General features: G+C 53.4%; 21 protein-coding genes. 6 read left to right on the forward strand and 15 right to left on the reverse strand.

From position 1 onward, the window contains the following. Nucleotides 1-4 precede the first annotated feature (4 nt). From BLP53_RS09800 to BLP53_RS09810, 3 genes are read right to left on the reverse strand one after another with little or no spacing between them, the layout of a single operon-like run. The gene (locus BLP53_RS09800; RefSeq protein ID WP_091471998.1) at nt 5-769 is read right to left on the reverse strand and encodes a hypothetical protein; all 765 of its coding nucleotides are present in this window, start codon (nt 767-769) and stop codon (nt 5-7) included. Between the two features lie 19 nt (nt 770-788). Beyond that, nucleotides 789-1,208 carry a DNA polymerase III subunit chi gene (locus BLP53_RS09805; RefSeq protein WP_091471999.1) on the reverse strand — a complete coding sequence of 140 codons (420 nt, stop codon included), beginning with the start codon at nt 1,206-1,208 and terminating at the stop codon, nt 789-791. A gap of 6 nt (nt 1,209-1,214) precedes the next feature. After that, nucleotides 1,215-2,699 (reverse strand): leucyl aminopeptidase, encoded by a 1,485-nt coding sequence (locus BLP53_RS09810; protein WP_091472000.1) that lies wholly within the window; start codon nt 2,697-2,699, stop codon nt 1,215-1,217. An 88-nt stretch (nt 2,700-2,787) separates the two neighbouring features. Here BLP53_RS09810 and lptF point away from each other — a divergent pair, with 88 nt between their 5' ends. Together lptF and lptG are read left to right on the forward strand one after the other, a co-directional pair. Beyond that, nucleotides 2,788-3,897, forward strand: a complete 1,110-nt coding sequence (gene lptF / locus BLP53_RS09815) for an LPS export ABC transporter permease LptF (RefSeq protein WP_091472001.1) — start codon at nt 2,788-2,790, stop codon at nt 3,895-3,897. Further along, nucleotides 3,894-4,988 (forward strand): LPS export ABC transporter permease LptG, encoded by a 1,095-nt coding sequence (lptG, locus tag BLP53_RS09820; RefSeq protein WP_091472002.1) that lies wholly within the window; start codon nt 3,894-3,896, stop codon nt 4,986-4,988. The genes lptF and lptG overlap by 4 nt, the downstream gene beginning before the upstream one ends. Here the strand turns inward: lptG and BLP53_RS09825 are convergent. The 3 genes from BLP53_RS09825 to BLP53_RS09835 are packed head-to-tail and all read right to left on the reverse strand — an operon-like array spanning nt 4,985 to nt 6,484. Then, nucleotides 4,985-5,392 carry an RDD family protein gene (locus BLP53_RS09825; RefSeq protein WP_091472003.1) on the reverse strand — a complete coding sequence of 136 codons (408 nt, stop codon included), beginning with the start codon at nt 5,390-5,392 and terminating at the stop codon, nt 4,985-4,987. The genes lptG and BLP53_RS09825 overlap by 4 nt on opposite strands. A gap of 60 nt (nt 5,393-5,452) precedes the next feature. Next, nucleotides 5,453-5,995: a formaldehyde-activating enzyme gene (gene fae, locus BLP53_RS09830; RefSeq protein ID WP_091472004.1), complete on the reverse strand. Its 543-nt coding sequence runs from the start codon at nt 5,993-5,995 to the stop codon at nt 5,453-5,455. Between the two features lie 48 nt (nt 5,996-6,043). Beyond that, the gene (locus BLP53_RS09835) at nt 6,044-6,484 is read right to left on the reverse strand and encodes a GNAT family N-acetyltransferase (RefSeq protein ID WP_091472005.1); all 441 of its coding nucleotides are present in this window, start codon (nt 6,482-6,484) and stop codon (nt 6,044-6,046) included. Between the two features lie 83 nt (nt 6,485-6,567). On the opposite strand from BLP53_RS09835, the gene BLP53_RS09840 reads away from it, so the two are divergent. Further along, complete coding sequence (locus BLP53_RS09840; RefSeq protein WP_091472006.1) at nt 6,568-6,948, forward strand: DoxX family membrane protein; 381 nt, start codon at nt 6,568-6,570, stop codon at nt 6,946-6,948. 59 nt (nt 6,949-7,007) lie between these two features. On the opposite strand, the gene BLP53_RS09845 is transcribed toward BLP53_RS09840, so the two are convergent. The 7 genes from BLP53_RS09845 to def all read right to left on the reverse strand — a co-directional run bounded on the left by BLP53_RS09845 (nt 7,008) and on the right by def (nt 14,868). Next, nucleotides 7,008-8,270, reverse strand: a complete 1,263-nt coding sequence (locus BLP53_RS09845; RefSeq protein ID WP_091472007.1) for a sigma-54-dependent transcriptional regulator — start codon at nt 8,268-8,270, stop codon at nt 7,008-7,010. Between the two features lie 13 nt (nt 8,271-8,283). Further along, the gene (locus BLP53_RS09850) at nt 8,284-10,446 is read right to left on the reverse strand and encodes a sensor histidine kinase (protein ID WP_091472008.1); all 2,163 of its coding nucleotides are present in this window, start codon (nt 10,444-10,446) and stop codon (nt 8,284-8,286) included. A gap of 3 nt (nt 10,447-10,449) precedes the next feature. Beyond that, on the reverse strand, nt 10,450-11,025 hold the full coding sequence (locus BLP53_RS09855; RefSeq protein ID WP_091472009.1) for a DUF4390 domain-containing protein: 576 nt from the start codon (nt 11,023-11,025) through the stop codon (nt 10,450-10,452). Further along, on the reverse strand, nt 11,003-12,292 hold the full coding sequence (gene rsmB / locus BLP53_RS09860; RefSeq protein ID WP_091472010.1) for a 16S rRNA (cytosine(967)-C(5))-methyltransferase RsmB: 1,290 nt from the start codon (nt 12,290-12,292) through the stop codon (nt 11,003-11,005). Before rsmB ends, BLP53_RS09855 begins: the two co-directional genes overlap by 23 nt. A gap of 130 nt (nt 12,293-12,422) precedes the next feature. After that, on the reverse strand, nt 12,423-13,295 hold the full coding sequence (gene htpX, locus BLP53_RS09865) for a zinc metalloprotease HtpX (RefSeq protein WP_091472011.1): 873 nt from the start codon (nt 13,293-13,295) through the stop codon (nt 12,423-12,425). A gap of 123 nt (nt 13,296-13,418) precedes the next feature. Then, nucleotides 13,419-14,339 carry a methionyl-tRNA formyltransferase gene (gene fmt, locus BLP53_RS09870; RefSeq protein ID WP_091472012.1) on the reverse strand — a complete coding sequence of 307 codons (921 nt, stop codon included), beginning with the start codon at nt 14,337-14,339 and terminating at the stop codon, nt 13,419-13,421. A gap of 13 nt (nt 14,340-14,352) precedes the next feature. Further along, nucleotides 14,353-14,868 carry a peptide deformylase gene (def, locus tag BLP53_RS09875; RefSeq protein WP_091472013.1) on the reverse strand — a complete coding sequence of 172 codons (516 nt, stop codon included), beginning with the start codon at nt 14,866-14,868 and terminating at the stop codon, nt 14,353-14,355. Nucleotides 14,869-15,022: 154 nt separating this feature from the next. Here def and BLP53_RS09880 point away from each other — a divergent pair, with 154 nt between their 5' ends. From BLP53_RS09880 to BLP53_RS09890, 3 genes are read left to right on the forward strand one after another with little or no spacing between them, the layout of a single operon-like run. After that, nucleotides 15,023-16,057: a LysM peptidoglycan-binding domain-containing protein gene (locus BLP53_RS09880; RefSeq protein ID WP_091472014.1), complete on the forward strand. Its 1,035-nt coding sequence runs from the start codon at nt 15,023-15,025 to the stop codon at nt 16,055-16,057. A gap of 11 nt (nt 16,058-16,068) precedes the next feature. Continuing rightward, on the forward strand, nt 16,069-17,184 hold the full coding sequence (gene dprA / locus BLP53_RS09885) for a DNA-processing protein DprA (RefSeq protein ID WP_091472015.1): 1,116 nt from the start codon (nt 16,069-16,071) through the stop codon (nt 17,182-17,184). A gap of 49 nt (nt 17,185-17,233) precedes the next feature. Further along, on the forward strand, nt 17,234-17,701 hold the full coding sequence (locus tag BLP53_RS09890) for a Smg family protein (RefSeq protein WP_091472016.1): 468 nt from the start codon (nt 17,234-17,236) through the stop codon (nt 17,699-17,701). A 66-nt stretch (nt 17,702-17,767) separates the two neighbouring features. Here the strand turns inward: BLP53_RS09890 and metF are convergent, their stop codons facing one another. Continuing rightward, complete coding sequence (gene metF / locus BLP53_RS09895) at nt 17,768-18,595, reverse strand: methylenetetrahydrofolate reductase [NAD(P)H] (protein WP_091472017.1); 828 nt, start codon at nt 18,593-18,595, stop codon at nt 17,768-17,770. 51 nt (nt 18,596-18,646) lie between these two features. Then, nucleotides 18,647-18,997, reverse strand: a complete 351-nt coding sequence (locus BLP53_RS09900) for a phage holin family protein (protein WP_091472018.1) — start codon at nt 18,995-18,997, stop codon at nt 18,647-18,649. Nucleotides 18,998-19,069 lie beyond the last annotated feature (72 nt).

Raw genomic sequence — 19,069 nt, forward strand, 5'->3', positions numbered from 1 at the left:
ATCGCTAAAGGCTAGGCATCACAAACTTGATACCTTGCAAGACTTCAAGAATGCTGGATTTCAGGCGCTTATTCAGCTCACCCTCAATCACCTGCATTTGCTCATTGACCATGGCCTGTACTTTTTCCTGTAATACGGCCTCTACAGAAGACAATTCGGCATTGAATTTCTGCTTGAATTCTGCCGTCTGTTGCCCGGCGAATTCGGCAAATGCATCCTGTAGCGACTGTTTGTGCTCTTCAGCCAGCCGGGATTCCATTGCCTCCTGACCTGCTGTCATTGTCTGCCGGCTACTTTCCTGCAACTGTTGCATATGCTCGGCCATGTTTTTTTCCAGCTGCTCCTGCATCTGCTGCACCCTGGCAGCAATATGCGCCTGCTGGTCATCCATCAGTTGCGTCAGTTTTTCTTCCAGTTGCTGTGTGCCTGTCAAACGGGCAACCTCTGCCTCTACCGACTGCAGTTGCTGTTTGCCGACATTGCCCATGGCTTCGCGAAACGCCTGTTCAATCGATTGAATACTGTCACCGACCTGGGATTGCACCTGCCGGGACAAGCCCTGCTGCAATGACTCGGCATACTCCGTCAGCGCCTGCTGCTCCACCACCGAACGCTCAAAGGCGCGTTGCCCCAACTGGCTGGTGACCATTTCAGCGATTTCAGGCAATAGCGCCTGTTTAACCTGGGCAACCAGTTCATCGACATCAAGTGCCGGCGGGCTGGCCTTCTGCACGACTTTGGTTAATACCGGAATTTCTGGGCTATCCACACAACCTCCTCGATTACAGCTAACGCGCCTGCTGCATATTCATATGCTGAATTTCATAACCACGATCGCGGTAAAAAGCCCACCGCTGGCGACCTGCGGTTTTTTCCTCTTCGGCCGCCCCGATCAACTCAAATACATGGCGGAAACGACTGAAAAACTTGGGCAAGGTTGCCTGGCAGTTAAACAGCATATCATCCTGCCGGATATGCTCCGGCGCCCACGCCAGTACCACTGGCGTCATGCCGGCATGCGGCGCATCAGCCAGCGCATTGGGAATGAAACCTGGCTGTTGCCACAACCAGTCGCTTAATTGCGCCGCTTCCACGGCCTGGTCCACATAAATGGTCACCTGCCGTTGCCGGGTAACCGCCTGCTCAACCAGATACTGAATCAGGTTGCTACGGTCAGGAATGTCGGTGTAAAAACGGATACGCGTCATAACGCCCTATGACACCGCCGCCTGTTGCAACAGATAGGTCACCAGCAGTGGCACAGGGCGGCCGGTCGCGCCTTTTTCCTTACCGGATTTCCAGGCCGTACCGGCAATATCCAGGTGCGCCCAGTCATATTTTTTGGCAAAGCGCGAGAGGAAACAGGCCGCAGTAATACTGCCACCGGCACGCCCGCCGATATTGGCCATATCAGCAAAATTACTGTCCAGCTGGCCCTGGTAATCATCCCACAACGGCAGTTGCCAGGCGCGGTCTTGCGCTTTTTCGCCGGCATCCAGCAGTTTTCTGGCCAAAGCATCATTGTTGGCGAACAAGCCACTTGGATGATGCCCCAGGGCAATCACGCATGCGCCAGTCAAGGTCGCGATATCAATCACGGCGGCCGGGTCGAAACGCTCGGCATAGGTGAGCGCATCACACAAAATCAGGCGGCCTTCCGCATCGGTGTTCAACACTTCAATCGTCTGGCCGGACATGCTGGTGAGCACATCACCTGGCTTGGTTGCTTTCCCGCTAGGCATGTTTTCGCAAGTGGGAATCAGGCCTACCACGTTCAATGGCAAATCCAGCTCGCCAATTGCCTTGAATACACCCAGCACGCTGGCCGCACCGCACATGTCATACTTCATTTCATCCATGTCGGCACCGGGTTTGAGTGAAATGCCGCCGGTATCAAAGGTGATACCTTTACCCACCAGTACTACCGGTTTTTGTGTTTTTTTGCCTTTGTGATGTTGCAGCACGATAAACCGGGGCGGCTCTTCACTCCCGCGGGTCACACCCAGGAAAGAACCCATTTTGAGTTTTTCAATCTCGGCCTGTTCCAGTACCTCGACCTTGAATCCGTATTCTTTCGCCAGCTTCTCGGCCTGCTTGCCCAGATAGGCCGGCGTACAAATATTGGGTGGCAGGTTGCCCAGATCCTTGGCCAAAGCGACGCCCTGTCCTACCCCTTGCCCTTGCCTGAGGCCAGCATCAACAGCCTCTGCCTCCTGTTTACCCGTCAGCAATACAATCTGTTTTAGTGGTTTTGGCTCAGCTTTTTTTTCCTTCACCGCATTGACCTGGTAGCTGGTCTCCAGTGCGATTTCAGACAATGCCGCCGCCTTGGACTGCACCTCTGACTTCTTCACAGGCAAGCTGGCAAAGTCGGTCGCCATGGCTTCCACGCCGGCAGGGGAGGCTTTCAGCGCAGCACGGAAGGCATTGCGCAAGGTTTTCAGGCTGAATTCTTCCGATTTCCCCAGGCCGACCAGCATGACTCTAGCCGCTGCAACACCGGGTAATTGACGCAAGATCAAGGTACTGCCCGCTCTACCTTCCATATCCCCGGATTTCAGTGCCAGCGTAATCGCTTTTTCAGTCACGCTGTCCAGAGACCTGGCCAAATCAGTCAGTTTGCGGCCTTCATAGATGCCCACCAGCAAACAATCGGTACGCAATTTTTCCGGCGCAGTGCTTTTTATGCTAAATTCCATCTTTATCCTTTAAAGTTCAATGCCAGTTGCTTGAGCGATGATTGTATTATCTAGTGTTTTATGCTGATTTCAAAGCGGTGCATTTAAATTGAAACTCTTCAAACGTGCATTGTCCGCAGAGCTGATGTCCTCATCTTCTGCCATTTTCCTGATTATCCTGGGTATTGTGGTGGCGCAGCGCGCCGGCAATATCGTGCGCCAAGTTTCCAAAGGCATCCTGCCCAATGACGCCATCGGCACCATCCTGACCTTCAGCCTGGTGAAACTGATGCCCATGATGTTGTCACTGGCCATTTTTCTTGCGGTATTGCTGACCCTGACCCGCTGGCATAAAGACTCGGAAATGGTGATCTGGATGACGGCCGGGCTCAGCCTCAGGCAATGGGTAGTGCCTATCCTGCGCTTTATTTTCCCTATCGTGCTGATTATCAGCCTGCTGAGCCTGTTTGTGATGCCCTGGGCCACAGAAAAAGCAGACAGCTACCGGGAGCAACTCAAAAAGCGCGATGAACTGTCCTCAATCAGCCCGGGGGCCTTCAAGGAATCCAGCAACGGCGAACGCATTTATTTTATCGAGAGCTTTGACAAACTGGGCTACGAGGTCAAAAACATCTTTGTCCAATCGCGCCAGAATGGCAAGACCGGCATCATTACGGCCAATCGCGGCAGTCGCTACAAGGCTGAAAACGGGGATAATTTCCTGGTCATGCAGCATGGCCGCCGCTACGAAATTATCCCGAATACCCTGGATGTGTCCACCACCGAGTTCGAGCGCTATGACATCCGCGTAGAAACCAAGGAAAACACGCCGGAGGCCAGCACGTCACAAGCCAAATCCACACTGGCGCTGATGGCAGGTGCAGCACTGGCCGACCAGGCAGAACTGCACTGGCGCGTCGCGATCCCGATTTCCACCATCATCATGGTATTGCTGGCGATTCCGCTGAGTTTTGTTGATCCGCGTGCCGGCCGCTCTCTCAACATCATGTTCGCGATCCTGATTTTTATTATCTACAACAATGTACTGAGTATTTTCCAGGCCTGGATTACGCAGGGGAAAATCTCTGCCTGGGTCGGCCTGTGGCCGGTCCATGTCTGCTTTATATTGCTAGGCTGGTATTTGTATCATCGCCGCAAATACCTCAAGCCGCTGATTCCGGAAATGTTCAAGCGTAAAGCGAAAAAAGGCCATCCATGACGCTGCGCATACTGAATCGCTACTTCTGGCGGGAAATCAGTTTTAACATCCTGCTGGTGCTGTTTGGCCTGCTGGCCATGTTTTCCTTTTTTGACCTGTTGCAGGAATTGGATAGCCTCGGCAAGGGGCATTACGGCATCAACAGTATGCTGACGTTCGTCGCGCTCAGTATCCCAGGCCATATCTACGAAGTGGCACCGGTCGCCGTACTGCTGGGAATTGTTTATACCCTGGGAGCCATGGCCGCCAATTCCGAATTAATTGTGATGCGCACCAGCGGTATTTCCCTGATCGCACTCGCCAGGATATTGCTGGTGATCGGGCTGGTATTTGCCATTGTTACCTTCATGATTGGTGAAATGATTGCACCACTCAGTGAAAAAATGGCGCAACGGATCCGCATGCAGGCCACCGACTCCGTAGTCGCCCAGGATTTTAAATCCGGCCTGTGGATCAAGGATGGCAGCAGCTTCGTCAATGTGAATACCGTATTACCTGACAGCAGCCTGGTCGATATCAATATCTACGACTTTGATCCCCAGTTTCATCTGCGCAGTATCAGCCATGCTGAAAATGGCCACTTCGCAGAGGATCACTGGATTCTGCTCAATGTGACGCAAACCAGTTTTAGAACCGGCCGTGACATACAGAATAACTCGGTGACATCCCAGTTCTTTAAACAGACACAATGGGAATCCCTGATCCGGCCGGAACTGCTCAATGTCCTGCTGGTGTTGCCGGAGAAAATGTCCGCCTGGAACCTGTACAGTTTTATCCAGCACTTGCACCGCAACGGGCAGAAAAGTACGCGCTACCAGGTCGCCTTGTGGTCCAAGCTGATTTATCCCCTGGCCTGCCTGGTGATGGTCGTACTCGCGCTGCCTTTCGGCTTCTTGCAGCAGCGGGCGGGCGGCATCAGTGCCAAGATTTTTGCCGGGATATTACTGGGCGTCGTTTACCAGATTATGAACCGCGTGTTTTTACACCTTGGCGTACTGAATGACTGGCCACCGCTATTCAGCGCCATCGGCCCGACCATCCTTTTCCTGCTTACCGGCCTGGGCATGCTGTATTACGTGGAAAGACGTTAGGGCGGCGGCAGCAAGATAAGCCGGGAACCGAGCAGGCGGTCGTGCAGGAACTGCTGTTCCTTATCCAGCATGGCCCACCATAATGTCAATCCGGCCGGTAACAATAAAATGCTGGCCACAATATAACGGATGGCGGCGTGCTTCACATTCAGCAACTCGCCGTATTGTCCGGTGACTTTCAGCTTCCAGGTCTGGCTGGCCAGTGTCTGGCCGGTCACTGTCCAGCAACGCACGAAATAGGCGCCCATAGCGCCCCAGAGTAGCAGTTGCAATCCCAGTCGTTTCCAGCCGTGGCTGGCATCCCCCAGCAGCATGTAATACACCGCGGTCAGTACCAGTGTCAGTGCCAGCATCAATAATGCTTCGTAAACAACCGCCAGATAACGTTTCGTCAGCGACTTCATACCCACCTTCCCTATAACAAAAACCCCGCAGGACGCGGGGTTTAGCAGAATAAAGCCGGATTATTTCTGGTTCCAGCTGTCTTCCCACATGCAGTGCTTGATTTTGTGGCGGTTGGCAATGATTTCATCAATGCTAGGCTCGTCGTTCAGGGCACGTTTCAATGCCAGCTTGATCGCTTCGTAGTTGTTTTTGTACAGGTCAGCCTTGTCCAGGTTTGCTTCTTTGGCACAACCCGGATCAATCCACAGCAATGCCACGATACACAACTCGTTTACCAGCTCTTTAGGGATAATGCCTTCGATCACGGCATCGGTAATGCCGTCAGCCACACCGGCTTGTACCACGCCACCAAACAATTCAATATTCAGGGAATCCTTCAAAGTGACTTTTGGCACCATCATAGTGGCAGGGCGCACCATCTGGTTGATATCACGCACGGCAAACATGGCTGTGTGGCCTTTGGTTTGCGCCATCATGTTGGCAAACGCAGTACCAACCGGGCCATCAACGGAGCCAATCACAATTTCAGGCATCGCTGCGGTGACATCTTTACCTTCGGAAAACACGGTTGCTTCACCGGCTTTGAATACGATTTTTGACATGAGAATTCCTTTTACGTCTGGAAGTTAGGGAGAAAATTTAAGCCGTGATTATACCAGTTCAAGCTGCATATCGACATGCAAGATATTGGCATCACTGTAAGGCTCGCTGCAGATATCAAAACCGGCTTGCTGGTAAAAAGCGATGGCGTGGGTTTGCGCTGACAGGCGTGCATGCGTGACTTCCAACTGCCGGCAGACCTGTATCGCTTGCAACAACAAAGCCATGCCTATGCCTCGCCCGCGCCATTCCGGCAACACCGCCATACGGCCGATATGTCCATCCGGCAGTACTCTGGCACATGCGGCTGGCTGGTCATCGACGCTTGCCAGCAAATGCATCGCAGTCTCGTCCGCGCTGTCCCACTCCAGCTCGACGGGCACTTTCTGCTCCTCAATGAATACGTGCAGCCGGATCATGCGGCATGCCGGCCATAACGGATGCCGGGTATCCAGCGTATGAATCATTAACCTGGTGCGTTGTACCGACATAGCCACTCCGGATGAAATATTGCAATTGTGCCTGGCCACAGGCATCATAAGCGCTTTATAAAAACAGGATTTGAGGAAAAGTGATGTGTCGTTTACAAACCGCTGCGGCTAGAATTTTACTGGCATTAGTGTTTTTCGGATTGGTGATTTTAAAACTGATGGCGATTGTTTCCACGCCAAACGGTTATCTGCAATATCAAATGACGCTGGGCCAATTTGGATTACCGGCCGTATTTGCACCCCTGCTGATTTTTATTCAGCTGGTGTTTGGCTTTATGTTGTTGATTGGCTATAAAACCCAGCTTTCGGCACGCGTCCTTGGCGCGCTGGCGGGTTTTATGGCGATTATTCTAAGCCAGGCTTCGCTGGATGCATTTTTTGCTTATATGGGCATTGCTGGTGGTATGTGGCTGCTTAGCCTGCACCCGCAGACCGGTTTCAGCCTGGATGGCCGCAAGCAATAAGAAGCATATGCATGTTAAAAAAGCCGGGCTAGCCCGGCTTTTTTAATGACTCTCTATGTTTATCCTTTTATTTTGATACCCAACTGCTTGAGCTTGCGATATAGATGCGTGCGTTCCAGCCCGGAAATCTCGGACAAGCGGCTCATGTTGTTTTTGATCAGGCGCATGTGATACTGAAAATAGTAGCGCTCGAACTCATCCCTGGCCTCGCGCAATGGCTGATCCAGGTTCAAGGGCATATGGTGTTGCACCGACTCTGAGCCCTGCCCCTGGAAATCTGCCAGCACCCGTTGCACATCTGCCTGGGTGATGCTGTCACTGAGGCTGGTCATCAGCAGGTTCTGTACCACGGCTTCCAGCTCATCCAGATCACCTGGCCAGTCTGTATTCCGCAATGCATTCAGCGCCGCCACATCAAAAGACTTGTAATCAATTTTGCTGGCCTCCACCATCAGCGTCGCCATGGCATTGACCAGGTCCGGGATATCTTCCTTGTGCTCATCCAGGCAGGGCACCTTGACGGCGGCACCAGCCAGTGTCTGCAGCAGGGATTGCTCCAGCATGGTTTTTTCTATCAGTTGCGGCAAGCCGAACTCACTGGCACAAATCACGCGCACCCCATATTTTTCCGACTTGGCAATCAGCAGGCCCAGGCCTTTTTGCTCTGTTTTCCCCAGCCGCGTGACTTCATCGACAAACACTACGCCTTCGCGTGCCTGCTCCAGGACTTCCATCGGTGCCGAAACCAGTTTGTCATATTCGGTGAGTGCCACCCAGGGTGTATTCTGTGGCCGCAGGAATTTTGCGCATAAGGGTACACTGCCGCCCTTTTTGCCGATCAGGAACAAGGTGTTTTTGTGCCTGGCCAGTTGTTCCAGGCGTTGTTTTAACTCCTGGATCACGCCACTTTTACCAAAACTGGAAAGGTTGATTTCCGTGTGGGCCAGATGTTCGGTGTGCTTGATCGCCGCCCCTACCGTTTTGAGCAGTTTTTGCAGCGCAATCGGCTTTTCCAGGAAATCAAACGCGCCCAGACGGGTCGCTTCAATGGCGGTATCAATCGTGCCATGACCGGACATCATGATGACAGGCATGGTCAATAGCCCGGCGTTGGCCCATTCTTTCAACAGGCTGATGCCGTCACAATCCGGCATCCAGATATCCAGCAACACCAGGTCAGGCCGCTGCCTGAGGCGTTCATCTCGCGCCACTTGTGCGTTCTCTGCCAGCCGCACCTGATGCCCCTCATCGCGCAAGATGTCACTTAACAGCTCGCGAATGCCTACCTCGTCATCGACCACCAGTATATTACGTGATGCCATGGACCCTATTTCCTTACACGATGCGCTCAACGCGCCGACGCTGTTGTTTATCTACCGGCAGGTTGATGGTGACGCTGGCGCCCCCTTGTGGCAGGTTCTCAATACGAATCTGCCCACGCTGCTCTTCTATCATTTTTTTCACAATGGCCAGGCCCAGACCGGTACCATGCACTTTGGTGGTGACATAGGGTTCAAATACCCTGGCCATCACATCAGTTGGGAAACCGCAGCCATTATCGGTGACTGTCAATTTTACACGCTCGCCATCACTATCGGTCATAATGGATACCATGGGCTGCTCGCTCTGGCTCATTGCATCCTGGGCATTCTGCAGTAAATTATGCAGTACCTGCCGCATCATGGTCGCATCTGCCTGTATTTCAGGCAATTGTTGCTGTAACAGCAGTTCCAGCTTTACCGCCGAACCATTGTATAAACGGCTGACATCCCGAATTAAAGCATTTAAATCCAGTTTAACCAACTGCGCCGCCGGTGTCCTGGCATATTCACTGAACTCGTTGACCATGTTCTTCATGGCCTGTACCTGGTTCACGATGGTGTCCGTAGACTTGAGCAGCATCTCCGCATCTTTGCTGTCCAGCTTATCCTGCAACTTGAGCCGTAACCGTTCTGCCGATAATTGTATCGGCGTCAGCGGGTTCTTGATCTCGTGCGCCAGCCGTCTCGCCACTTCGGCCCAGGCGGCATCGCGCTGTGCCTGTGCCATCACGGTCACATCATCAAACACCACCACCAATCCATGGCCGGCACCTTCCGGCAAACGCGTGACGCGCAGCATCAGGATCTGCGTGCCATGCACGCTTTCTATTTCGATCTGGCTACTCAGGTGCCGCTCATGCGCATCCAGTTGCAGGGTTTCATCATAATGTTGCATGACAATTTCTACAAACGGGCCCAGGTAAGGATTACTGGCTGCAATATCGGTAAATAACTTGTTTTTGAACCCGACCAGGGAAATGCCGAGAATATTGGTCGCTGCCAGGTTATAAACACGCAGTTCTGCCTGTTCATTAATCGTCATCACGCCTGAACTCAGGTGCGACAGGATGGCTTCCAGGTAGGCGCGTGCCGATTCCACATGCTGGCGGCTTTGCTCAGAAGCATTTTTAGCCTCCTGCAACTGGCGCGTCATGCTGTTGAACGACTTCACCAGCACACTCAGCTCATCCTTGCCGAAAGAAGGCAACTGCTGGGAATAATCACCAGTGGCGATCAGGCGCGTCCCCTCTGCCAATACGGTGAGCGGCTGCGCCATGCGCCGGCTCAGTACAAACGCAACAATCAATGCCATCAGCATGGACAGCAACAGAATCATGGTCAGCGTCAGCATGAAAATATCTTTTAATGACTGACGGCTGTAAGACAGGGTCTGGTATTCGCGATACACGTCCTGCACCGATTCTGCCGTATTCGACAAGGCCTTGGGCACCGGTTGCATCAATTGCAAGATGCGCGTTTCACCGATGATGCCCAGCGGCTCTATCGGCACCAGCACGCGCATATACAAGCCTTTGCCTGGAATAGGCTCAATCTTGCCGTAGAGGCCGCGCCGTGCCTGGCGCAACTGCGGTACGGAAGGCAGTTCCGGCAAAAAGCTGTTGGGATCAGCGCTACTCACCGCCAGGATAGCCCCTTGCGTACTCAGCAATGCCGCATCCTGGATCCCCGCCTTTTCGCGCAAGTCATTCAACTGGCTATAGTGCGACGAACTCATCGTTTGCAGCGACAAAGACACCGACATGCTCTGCGCCTTATCCTTGACGTCAGCCAGCATAATATCCAGTGCTCGCTGGCCCAGGTTCAGGCCGCCATCCAGCGCAGACTCCACCTTGACGTTAAACCAGGATTCAATCGAGCGGGACAGGAAATTCACCGACACCAGGTACACAATCATGCCGGGAATCAGCGCCATCAGCGCAAACGTCACCAGCAACCTGAAATTGAGTTTGCTGCCGACCTGCTTGCTTTTGGTGGTACGGTACAGATGGCGTAACTGGTAGCCGATTACCCCCAGCAACAGAAAAGCCAGGCCGGCATTGATGTACAGCAGAATAATGTAGTAATCGCCGCTGATCGCGGTATTGGCGCTGGCAAGCGATAGCAGGTACAGCAGCGCAGCGGCCAGTGTGATCGACAGAATCAGGACATAACGCATAAGTTAATGCACGGTTTCCTTCACCCACCAACTGAATGTGGGCGTCACCAGCTCCCAGTCACTTTCGCCCAATGCATCCACCTGTAGTGCTTTCGGCAACTTGCTGGTATCCAGGTGCATTTTCAGTGCTGCATGGTAAGACTGGTTTTTTTCAAGCACCGCATGCGGCGCCAGGCGCCAGTCCTGAATCACGGACAGCTCCTGTCTGGCATCGGCCAGGGTATCGAAGACCTTTTGCTGTTGCGAGTAATTCAAGATATATTGCTTGGTCAATGCGTGATAATTCAAGGTCACTTGCCGCCGCTCGGTCATGACTTCATCATCAAACCAGTATTTGAGTGGCTTAACAATCTGGAACTCATACAGGAAAGTTAGGGTGATGCCTTTATTCAGGGCTTCTTCCAGCGCATGGCCGAGCTGGATATCCATTTCGGCATCCAGCGTCCATATCTCATCGCGCAGGATCAGTTCCGCCGCCTTGATATGCGCGTGATTCCCGCCTGCCCATGCAGGCCAGGCAGTCAGGAAAAACACAAACCCTAATAAAAGCCAGAACTTACTGCTTCTGCAAGAGCGCATAGAATAATCCGTCATGGGCAGGTGTAGGTAACAATTGTCCTGACACCATACGCTCACACGGCAACAGGGCCGTATCAAACACTACAGGCAATCTCGTTGCATCGGCATGGCTGGTTAAAAATTGCTGAATCTGCATTTCGTTTTCTTGTTGGAATACCGAACACGTCACATATAGCAATTTACCGCCTTTTGCCAGCATATGCCACAAATTAGACAGAATCTGCTGCTGTGTTTGCGCAAAAGTGGTTAGATCCTGCGGCCTGCGCAACCACTTCATATCCACATGGCGCCGCACGATGCCGGAAGCACTGCACGGCACATCCGCCAGGATACGGTCAAACAATTTGCCATCAAACCAGCCAGACTGTGCCGCATCTCCCGTCACGACTGTGGCCTGTAAATCCAGCCGTTGCAGGTTTTCATTCACACGCTGCAAACGGGTCGCTTCCGCATCCAGCGACAGCAATTCCACTTCACACGATTCCAGGATATGGCAGGTCTTGCCACCCGGCGCACTACAGGCATCCAGCACGCGCATGCCTGGTTCTAAATCCAGCAGCGGCGCCGCCCACTGCGCGCCCGCATCCTGTACGCTGCACCAGCCTTGCTCAAACCCCGGTAATTGATATACAGGCAATGGCTGTTGTAACTGGATAGCCGTGCCACCCAGGTGATGGGCGGCAATGCCTGCATCGCGCAATGCCTGTAAATAAGCTTCGGCACTGGTTTTGCGCAGATTGACGCGCAAGGTCATCGGTGGATGAGTGTTGCCGACCGCCAGCATGGCCTGCCAGTCATCCGGGTATTGCTGTTTGAGCAGGTCTATCCACCATTGCGGGTAATTCCACTGCACGACTTCGCTCTTTGACATATTGGCTTGCAATGCCGCGCGCTGGCGCAGGAAGTTACGCAAGACGGCATTGACCAGGCCTTTCGCCCAGCGCTGCCCTGTTTTGCCCGCTGCTTCCACGGCCTGGTTCACGACGGTAAAATCGTCATCGCCACCATGTAACAACTGCGAGAGTCCAACCAGTAGCAAAGCCTGTACACGCACATCTGTCACCGGTTTAGGTGTCAGGGCAGCCAGATAGGCCGCCGCTTCGGCATAAAAACGCAAGGTGAGATAGCTGTAATCCTGGGCGGCTGCCTGCTGTTGCGGCGTTGCCGACCTGACCTTGCGCAATGCCTTGGGCATGGAAACTGTCAGGTTATGGCCGGCCAACACCTCGGCCACCGCGTGTGCGGCAATCAACTGGGCAACTTGCACAAAATCACTCTTGGGGAAAAAAGGGCTATTTTACTTGATGCAGTTTGATTGCACAGGGAAAACGCGTGGAATGGCTATAATAAAAAAGGGCTTTCCCCAGGAAAGCCCTTTTTGTCGATGAGTGTTCAAGTCAATACTGGTTTGCCAGTGCCAGCAGGCGGCGGATACGCTCTTCCGTTTTCGGGTGGGTACTGAATAAACCGGCCAGATCCGCGCCGGACAAAGGGTTGATAATCATCATTTGCCCAGTCTCTGGATGCTGCTCTGCCGTCATGTTCGGAATCTGGTGCGCGTAATTGTGAATCTTCTCCAGTGCCGCAGCGAGTGCTTTCGGATCGCGGCTGATCTCCGCGCCCATGCGGTCCGCTTCATATTCACGTGAGCGGGAAATCGCCATCTGGATCAGGCTGGCCGCCAATGGTGCCAGCACAATCATCAAAATCCCCAGCATGGGGTTGGGCCTGTTATCGCCATCGCGATGACCGCCACCAAACATCATGCCAAACTGCGCAATCGCAGAAATCGCGCCCGCCACCGTGGCCGACATGGTGGAAATCAGTGTATCGCGGTTTTTCACATGCGACAGCTCATGCGCCATCACGCCACGCAATTCACGTTCGCTCAGAATCTGCATAATGCCGGTGGTTGCCGCCACCGCTGCGTTTTCCGGGTTACGTCCGGTAGCAAACGCATTGGGCTGGCTTTCGTTAATCACGAATACGCGCGGCATCGGTAGTTGCGCACGCTCGGCCAGTTCCTTCACCATGTTGTAGTAGTTTCTGAACTGGTTGTTGCCATAGTTATTTGCAGCGTTGATCTCCACCGCACCGTACATTTTGAGTACGGCCTGGTCACTGAACCAGTAGGCATAAAAGTTCATGCCGCTTGCCAGCAGCAACGCCATCAGCATGCCACTCTGGCCACCAAATGCACCACCAATAGCCACAAACAGGGCAGTAATCGCCGCCATCAGTACAAAAGTCTTGGTCCAGTTACCTAACATTCAGATTCCTTCAATATGTGCTTGCTCCCCATGCATATGGGGAGTTTCAGGTTTTTTTCAATGGTATCAATACAATATGAATACGCAGTGACAGCCGCGCTTTCAAGCGGCCATGGATGGGAGCTAGAAAAACCGGTCACCGGGCTGCACGTGCTGTCCCTGCACAAACTGCTGCGCGCCCTGGCGCTTGCCGCCCGGCATTTGCAGCTCCTGGATTTCCAGTGCACCTTCACCACAGGCCACCCGCAATGGCTGCGTTTGCAGGATGGTGCCAGACTCACCGGCACCTTCGGCCACCTGGGCAAACCACAGTTTGCAGACCTGCTCCCTGAATTTGGCCGTGGCGACCGGGAAAGGATTAAAGGCGCGTACCTGACGCGAGAGCTGGGTCGCCGGCTGTGTCCAGTCAATGGCAGATTCGGATTTCTCCAGCTTGTGGGCATAAGTCACCAGCGACTCATCCTGCACTTCGGAAGGTAACTGGCCGGTGGTTTGCAAGGTATGCATGGCTTCGACCATCAGGCGTGCACCTTCACGGCTGATCGCGTCATGCAGGGTTTGTGTCGTCTCATGCTCAGTGATCGGGCATGCCCATTTGCTGATCATGTTGCCGGCATCCAGCCTGGGCACGACTTCCATAATGGTGACGCCGGTTTCGGCATCACCCGCCAGGATGGCACGGTGTATCGGCGCCGCGCCGCGCCAGCGTGGCAGCAAGGAGCCATGGATGTTGTAACAGCCAATTTTAGGAATATTCAGAACTGCAGTGGGAATAATCAGGCCATAAGCCGCAACAATCAGCACATCCGCCTGTGTGGCTGCAATATCAGCCTGTACGTCTGCCGGCTTCAGGCTTTCCGGCTGGAAAATACGCAGGCCATGCTGCAAGGCCAATTGCTTGACCGGGCTGGCTTTGAGCTGCATGCCACGTCCGGCCGGACGGTCTGGCTGAGTGAGCACCATAACAATCTCATGCCCGGCCTCAATTAATCCCTGCAAGGCAGGCACAGCAAATTCCGGGGTTCCGGCATAAATAATCCGCATGATTTCGCCCCGGTTAATAGCTGTTGCGCTCTATTTCGCGCGCGTGTTTGACCATTTTGCTACGAATACGGTTACGTTTGAGCGGTGACAGGTACTCGACAAACACTTTGCCTTTGAGGTGATCCATTTCATGCTGGATGCACACGCTGAGCAACCCATCGGCATCCAGCCTGAAGCTCTTGCCAGTGGCGTCCTGCGCCTCTACCGTGATAAATTCTGCACGCGTCACGTTTTCGTAAATACCCGGTACGGACAAACAACCTTCCTCGTATTCCTGGCTGCCGGACTGGGCAATGATTTTCGGGTTGATCAACACCAGCAATTCGTTTTTTTCCTTGCTCAGATCCATCACAATCAACTGGATATGCTGGTCGACCTGCGTCGCTGCCAGCCCGATCCCGGGCGCGTCATACATGGTTTCCGCCATATCCGCGACTAATTGCTGCAACGCCTGGTCAAACACCTTCACCGGCTTGGCAACCGTGTGCAAGCGCGGATCCGGATATTGCAAAATCGGGAGAAGTGCCATGCTTTACTAATCTTTCCATCCAAATAATTTGCGGGAACACAGGGCAAAACGCCTGTTTTTTCACCTTGATAAGAGCTTTCAACCCATGCTAGATTGGTCGGTATTGCGCAAACTGTTTGCGCACTATTCGCGCTGATGATGACAGAGACGCCAAATGACCAAAATTGTTCAAATTATAACCTCGCTTGCGCTTGCTTGTAGCAGCTTGTTGGCAATTGCGGAGGAAATTCCTTTACGCGCGCAGCATCCTGACCGGCATGTGGTGGTCAAGGGCGATACCTTATGGGATATTTCTGCCAAATTCCTCAAGAATCCGTGGCAATGGCCGCAAATCTGGCAACTGAATCGCGAGCACATCAAAAACCCGCATTGGATTTACCCGGGCGATGTGATTGTACTGGATACCAGCAGCGGCAAACCCGTACTGAAACTGGTACGCGAATCCGTGACGCTGGAACCCGGTGTGGTGGTCACGCCGATCAAGTCAGATGCCATTCCGGCCATACAACCGCACGCCATCCTGCCATTTCTGAGCAAACCACTCCTGATTGCCCCTGAAGCATTGAAAACGGCACCCAGAATTGTCGCCGCGCAGGAAGAGCGGGAAATCCTCAGCCCCGGCACCCATATCTACGTGCAGGGTTTACCAGACACCCCTCAACCGGTCTGGGCCATCTACCGTGAAGGGGAACCAGTCAAAAACCCCGAAAACGGCGAAATACTGGGCAACGAAGCGCATTATCTGGGAGAGGCCAAATTACTGCGGCAGGGCCAGCCGGCCACCCTGGATATCACCCAGGCCAAAGAAGAAATTGCCATCAAGGATAAACTGATTGCGGTGGAAGACGAACGTTCGCAAACCTATATCCCGCATGCACCGGAAGCATTAATCAACGGCCAGATTGCCCGCATCAGCAATGGCATCAATGAAACCGGATCCGGCCGTGTGGTGGTACTGAACCGCGGCGAAAATGATGGAGTGGAGCGTGGCCATGTGCTGGCAATCTTGCGCAAAGGCGCCAACGTAGCTGATCCGGAAGCAGACTCCGAACATCCGGTACAACTGCAACTGCCTGACGAACCGGTCGGATTGGTCATGGTATTCAAGACCTTCCCCAAACTTTCCTACGCCTTAGTCATGCAGGCATCGCAACCGGTCCATGAGGAAGATATTGTGCGCACGCCCTGATATGATTCAGTATGGCAAACTCACTGCACGCACAATACACACCCTGGATTGCGCTCAGCCTGGTCAAGGGACTGGGCAGCGCCACCTTCTGCCAGCTGCTACTGGCCTTTAAAACACCTGAAGCGATCCTGGCTGCCTCGTATGGCGCCTTATGCGAAACAGTGAGCAAGGAAGTGGCCGATGGCATACAGCAAGCCACGGGCAATCCGGATATCGCCAAAACCCTGGACTGGCTGGACCAGCCAGACAACCACCTGATTACACTGGCGGATAGCCATTACCCCAAACGCCTGCTGGAAACCGACCAGCCACCGCCAGTGCTATATGCCAAAGGCAACCTGCAACTCCTGCAACGCCCGGGCATGGCAATTGTGGGTAGCCGGCATGCCACGCCGCAGGGAGAGGCTAACGCAGCAGACTTTGCCGAAAGTTTGTGCCGTGCAGGCTTTGCCGTGGTCAGCGGACTAGCACTCGGCATTGATGGTGCCGCCCATCGTGGGGCACTCAAGGCGGATGGCGCGACCATTGCGGTGGTCGGCACCGGACTGGATATTGTCTATCCGGCCAGGCACAAAACATTAGCTCACCATATCGCCCAGCATGGCCTGTTACTTTCCGAATACCCACTGGGTACGCCATCCATTTCCTACAATTTTCCGCGCCGCAACCGTCTTATCAGTGGCCTGTCAGAAGGTTGCCTGGTGGTTGAGGCGAATATCGACAGCGGCTCGCTGATTACCGCCAGACTGGCCATTGAACAGGGGCGTGAAGTCTTTGCGATTCCCGGCTCCATTCACTCACCGGTCGCCAAGGGCTGTCACGCGTTAATCAAGCAGGGCGCCAAACTGGTGGAGTCCACAGACGACATCCTGAGTGAGTTACCGCATATCCGGCGACCCAAACCAGGCAACGCAATTAGCCCGAACGGGCTAATGCCCGATTGGGCCAGCCTGCCCGCCGAAGCCAGCCCCCTGCTGGCCTGCATGGGATTTGACCCCATTTTTGCCGAACAGATCGCCGCCCGCGCCGGCTTGACGCCAGAAAAAGTTTCCACCATGCTTACGCTACTTGAATTAGAAGGTGTCGTCGGTCATCTCGCGAACGGGCAATTCCAGCGATTGGCTTGATCCCACCCTGTTGCGCTGTAGATTTAACCGCGTGCTTGAGGAGAATTACATGTTGGAAGTATTGATATTTATTTATCAAAACTACTGGGATAAACATGACGAGGTTGAGTCCAAGGAAACCGACGAAGCCATCATGGCTTATGAGTTGTCCCAGGCCGGGTTTAACCACCAGGATATTTTGCATGCCGTCGACTGGGTCAAGGACCTACGCCGCTCGGTACAACAACCGCAATATCAGCAAGACCCTGCTGCATTACGGATTTTCTGCGAACTGGAGCGGAACAAGATTAATGACGAAAGCCTGAATTTTCTTTGCCTGTTGCAGCAAAGCGAACTGATCACCGCTTATGAGCGCGACCTGATTATTGACCGCGCCATGGTGCTACCGCAGGAAACCCTGCGCATGGAAGATATCCGCTGGATCACCATGATGGTGTTATGGGACGAAAGCCGCAAACAGGACTACCTGTTCGTGGAAGATGCCCTGTTTAACCCCAAAGGACTGTCATTACAATAAACCTGCCCCGGCAATAAAAAAGCGCGACAGGAGTCGCGCTTTTTTATTTCAGCCAATTACACACCCTTAAAGCTGGCGGATAATCTGGCCAATCATACCGGCCTGGTTCAGGGTGTAGAAATGCATTTTATCCACGCCTGCCTGGACAAGTTTGGCACAAATATCCGTCACCACATCCACCCCAAACGCACGCAAGGAAGCCAGGTCATCGCCGTAAGCTTCCAGGCGCATTCTGAGCCAGCGTGGGATCTCGGCACCACACACGTTGGAAAAACGCGCCAGCTGCGTGTAGTTATAGATAGGCATAATGCCCGGGATAATCGGTGCGGTCACGCCCAGCTTTTGTGCAGCATCGACAAAGCGGAAGTAGGCATCTACATTGTAGAAATACTGTGTAATGGCAGAATCGGCACCGGCATCCATTTTGCGCTTGAAGTTTTCCAGGTCTTTTTGCGCAGAACCGGCTTCCGGGTGAAACTCAGGATATGCCGCAACTTCGAGATGGAACCAGTCACCCGTTTCTTTTCGGATAAAACTGACCAGTTCATTGGCATATTTAAAATCACCCGTCGTGACTTCACCGGATGGAATATCACCACGCAAGGTTACGAGCCGCCTGATACCTTTGGACTGGTAGGCCTGCAATAACTCGCGGATTTCCTCTTTGCTGGAAGAAATACAGGAGATATGCGGCGCAGCGCCATAGCCCTCCGCCTGGATTTCCAGCACGGTATCCATGGTACGATCACGCGTAGATCCGCCTGCGCCGAATGTCACCGAAAAAAATTCAGGTGAAAACTGCACCAACTCCGCGCGTACTTGTCGCAGGTTCGCCATGCCTTCCGCGGTCTTGGGCGGAAAAAACTCAAAACTGTAAGAAGCTTTATTATTCACTTGTTTTAATCTTTATCTAATTCGCGTTTAGTCTGGCCAGGCTGCAGGACTTTAATCCCTGTCATCCACCACAATGGCACTCAGCACGCCAGAGATCACACTGTACACCAGCGCGCCAATCACGCCGATGAGGATGGAGCTCACTGAAAAACCCTGCAGGTAATGACCCACTGCCCAGAACAACACCCCGTTAATCACCAGGATAAACAGGCCCAGCGTGAGCAAGGTAATCGGTAGCGTGAGAATGACCAGCACAGGCTTGATCAGCATATTGACCAGCCCAATGACCACTGCTGCGATCAATGCCGATGTAAAGTTGGCCACCTGTATACCCGGCACCAGATAGGCCACGGCCATCAGCGCCACTGCGTTTAATACCCAGACAATCAGTAACCTCAACATATCACCCTCCTGTCATTAATGATGGAGGAAAGTGTACACCCAATCCAGCACCAGCACATCGGGCACCGGATT

Origin of the sequence: Methylophilus rhizosphaerae, assembly GCF_900100975.1 — a bacterium.
GTDB lineage: Bacteria > Pseudomonadota > Gammaproteobacteria > Burkholderiales > Methylophilaceae > Methylophilus > Methylophilus rhizosphaerae.

Excerpts from the sequence above, each read along its gene's own strand:
- htpX (WP_091472011.1), bottom strand. The coding sequence starts at position 13,295 with ATGTTAGGTAACTGGACCAAGACTTTTGTACTGATGGCGGCGATTACT.
- BLP53_RS09855 (WP_091472009.1), bottom strand. The coding sequence starts at position 11,025 with ATGCGCTCTTGCAGAAGCAGTAAGTTCTGGCTTTTATTAGGGTTTGTG.
- BLP53_RS09835 (WP_091472005.1), bottom strand. The coding sequence starts at position 6,484 with ATGTCGGTACAACGCACCAGGTTAATGATTCATACGCTGGATACCCGG.
- def (WP_091472013.1), bottom strand. The coding sequence starts at position 14,868 with ATGGCACTTCTCCCGATTTTGCAATATCCGGATCCGCGCTTGCACACG.
- BLP53_RS09825 (WP_091472003.1), bottom strand. The coding sequence starts at position 5,392 with ATGAAGTCGCTGACGAAACGTTATCTGGCGGTTGTTTACGAAGCATTA.
- BLP53_RS09850 (WP_091472008.1), bottom strand. The coding sequence starts at position 10,446 with ATGCGTTATGTCCTGATTCTGTCGATCACACTGGCCGCTGCGCTGCTG.
- dprA (WP_091472015.1), top strand. The coding sequence starts at position 16,069 with ATGGCAAACTCACTGCACGCACAATACACACCCTGGATTGCGCTCAGC.
- BLP53_RS09845 (WP_091472007.1), bottom strand. The coding sequence starts at position 8,270 with ATGGCATCACGTAATATACTGGTGGTCGATGACGAGGTAGGCATTCGC.
- fmt (WP_091472012.1), bottom strand. The coding sequence starts at position 14,339 with ATGCGGATTATTTATGCCGGAACCCCGGAATTTGCTGTGCCTGCCTTG.
- BLP53_RS09810 (WP_091472000.1), bottom strand. The coding sequence starts at position 2,699 with ATGGAATTTAGCATAAAAAGCACTGCGCCGGAAAAATTGCGTACCGAT.
- BLP53_RS09805 (WP_091471999.1), bottom strand. The coding sequence starts at position 1,208 with ATGACGCGTATCCGTTTTTACACCGACATTCCTGACCGTAGCAACCTG.
- BLP53_RS09880 (WP_091472014.1), top strand. The coding sequence starts at position 15,023 with ATGACCAAAATTGTTCAAATTATAACCTCGCTTGCGCTTGCTTGTAGC.
- fae (WP_091472004.1), bottom strand. The coding sequence starts at position 5,995 with ATGTCAAAAATCGTATTCAAAGCCGGTGAAGCAACCGTGTTTTCCGAA.
- lptG (WP_091472002.1), top strand. The coding sequence starts at position 3,894 with ATGACGCTGCGCATACTGAATCGCTACTTCTGGCGGGAAATCAGTTTT.
- BLP53_RS09840 (WP_091472006.1), top strand. The coding sequence starts at position 6,568 with ATGTGTCGTTTACAAACCGCTGCGGCTAGAATTTTACTGGCATTAGTG.
- BLP53_RS09900 (WP_091472018.1), bottom strand. The coding sequence starts at position 18,997 with ATGTTGAGGTTACTGATTGTCTGGGTATTAAACGCAGTGGCGCTGATG.
- BLP53_RS09890 (WP_091472016.1), top strand. The coding sequence starts at position 17,234 with ATGTTGGAAGTATTGATATTTATTTATCAAAACTACTGGGATAAACAT.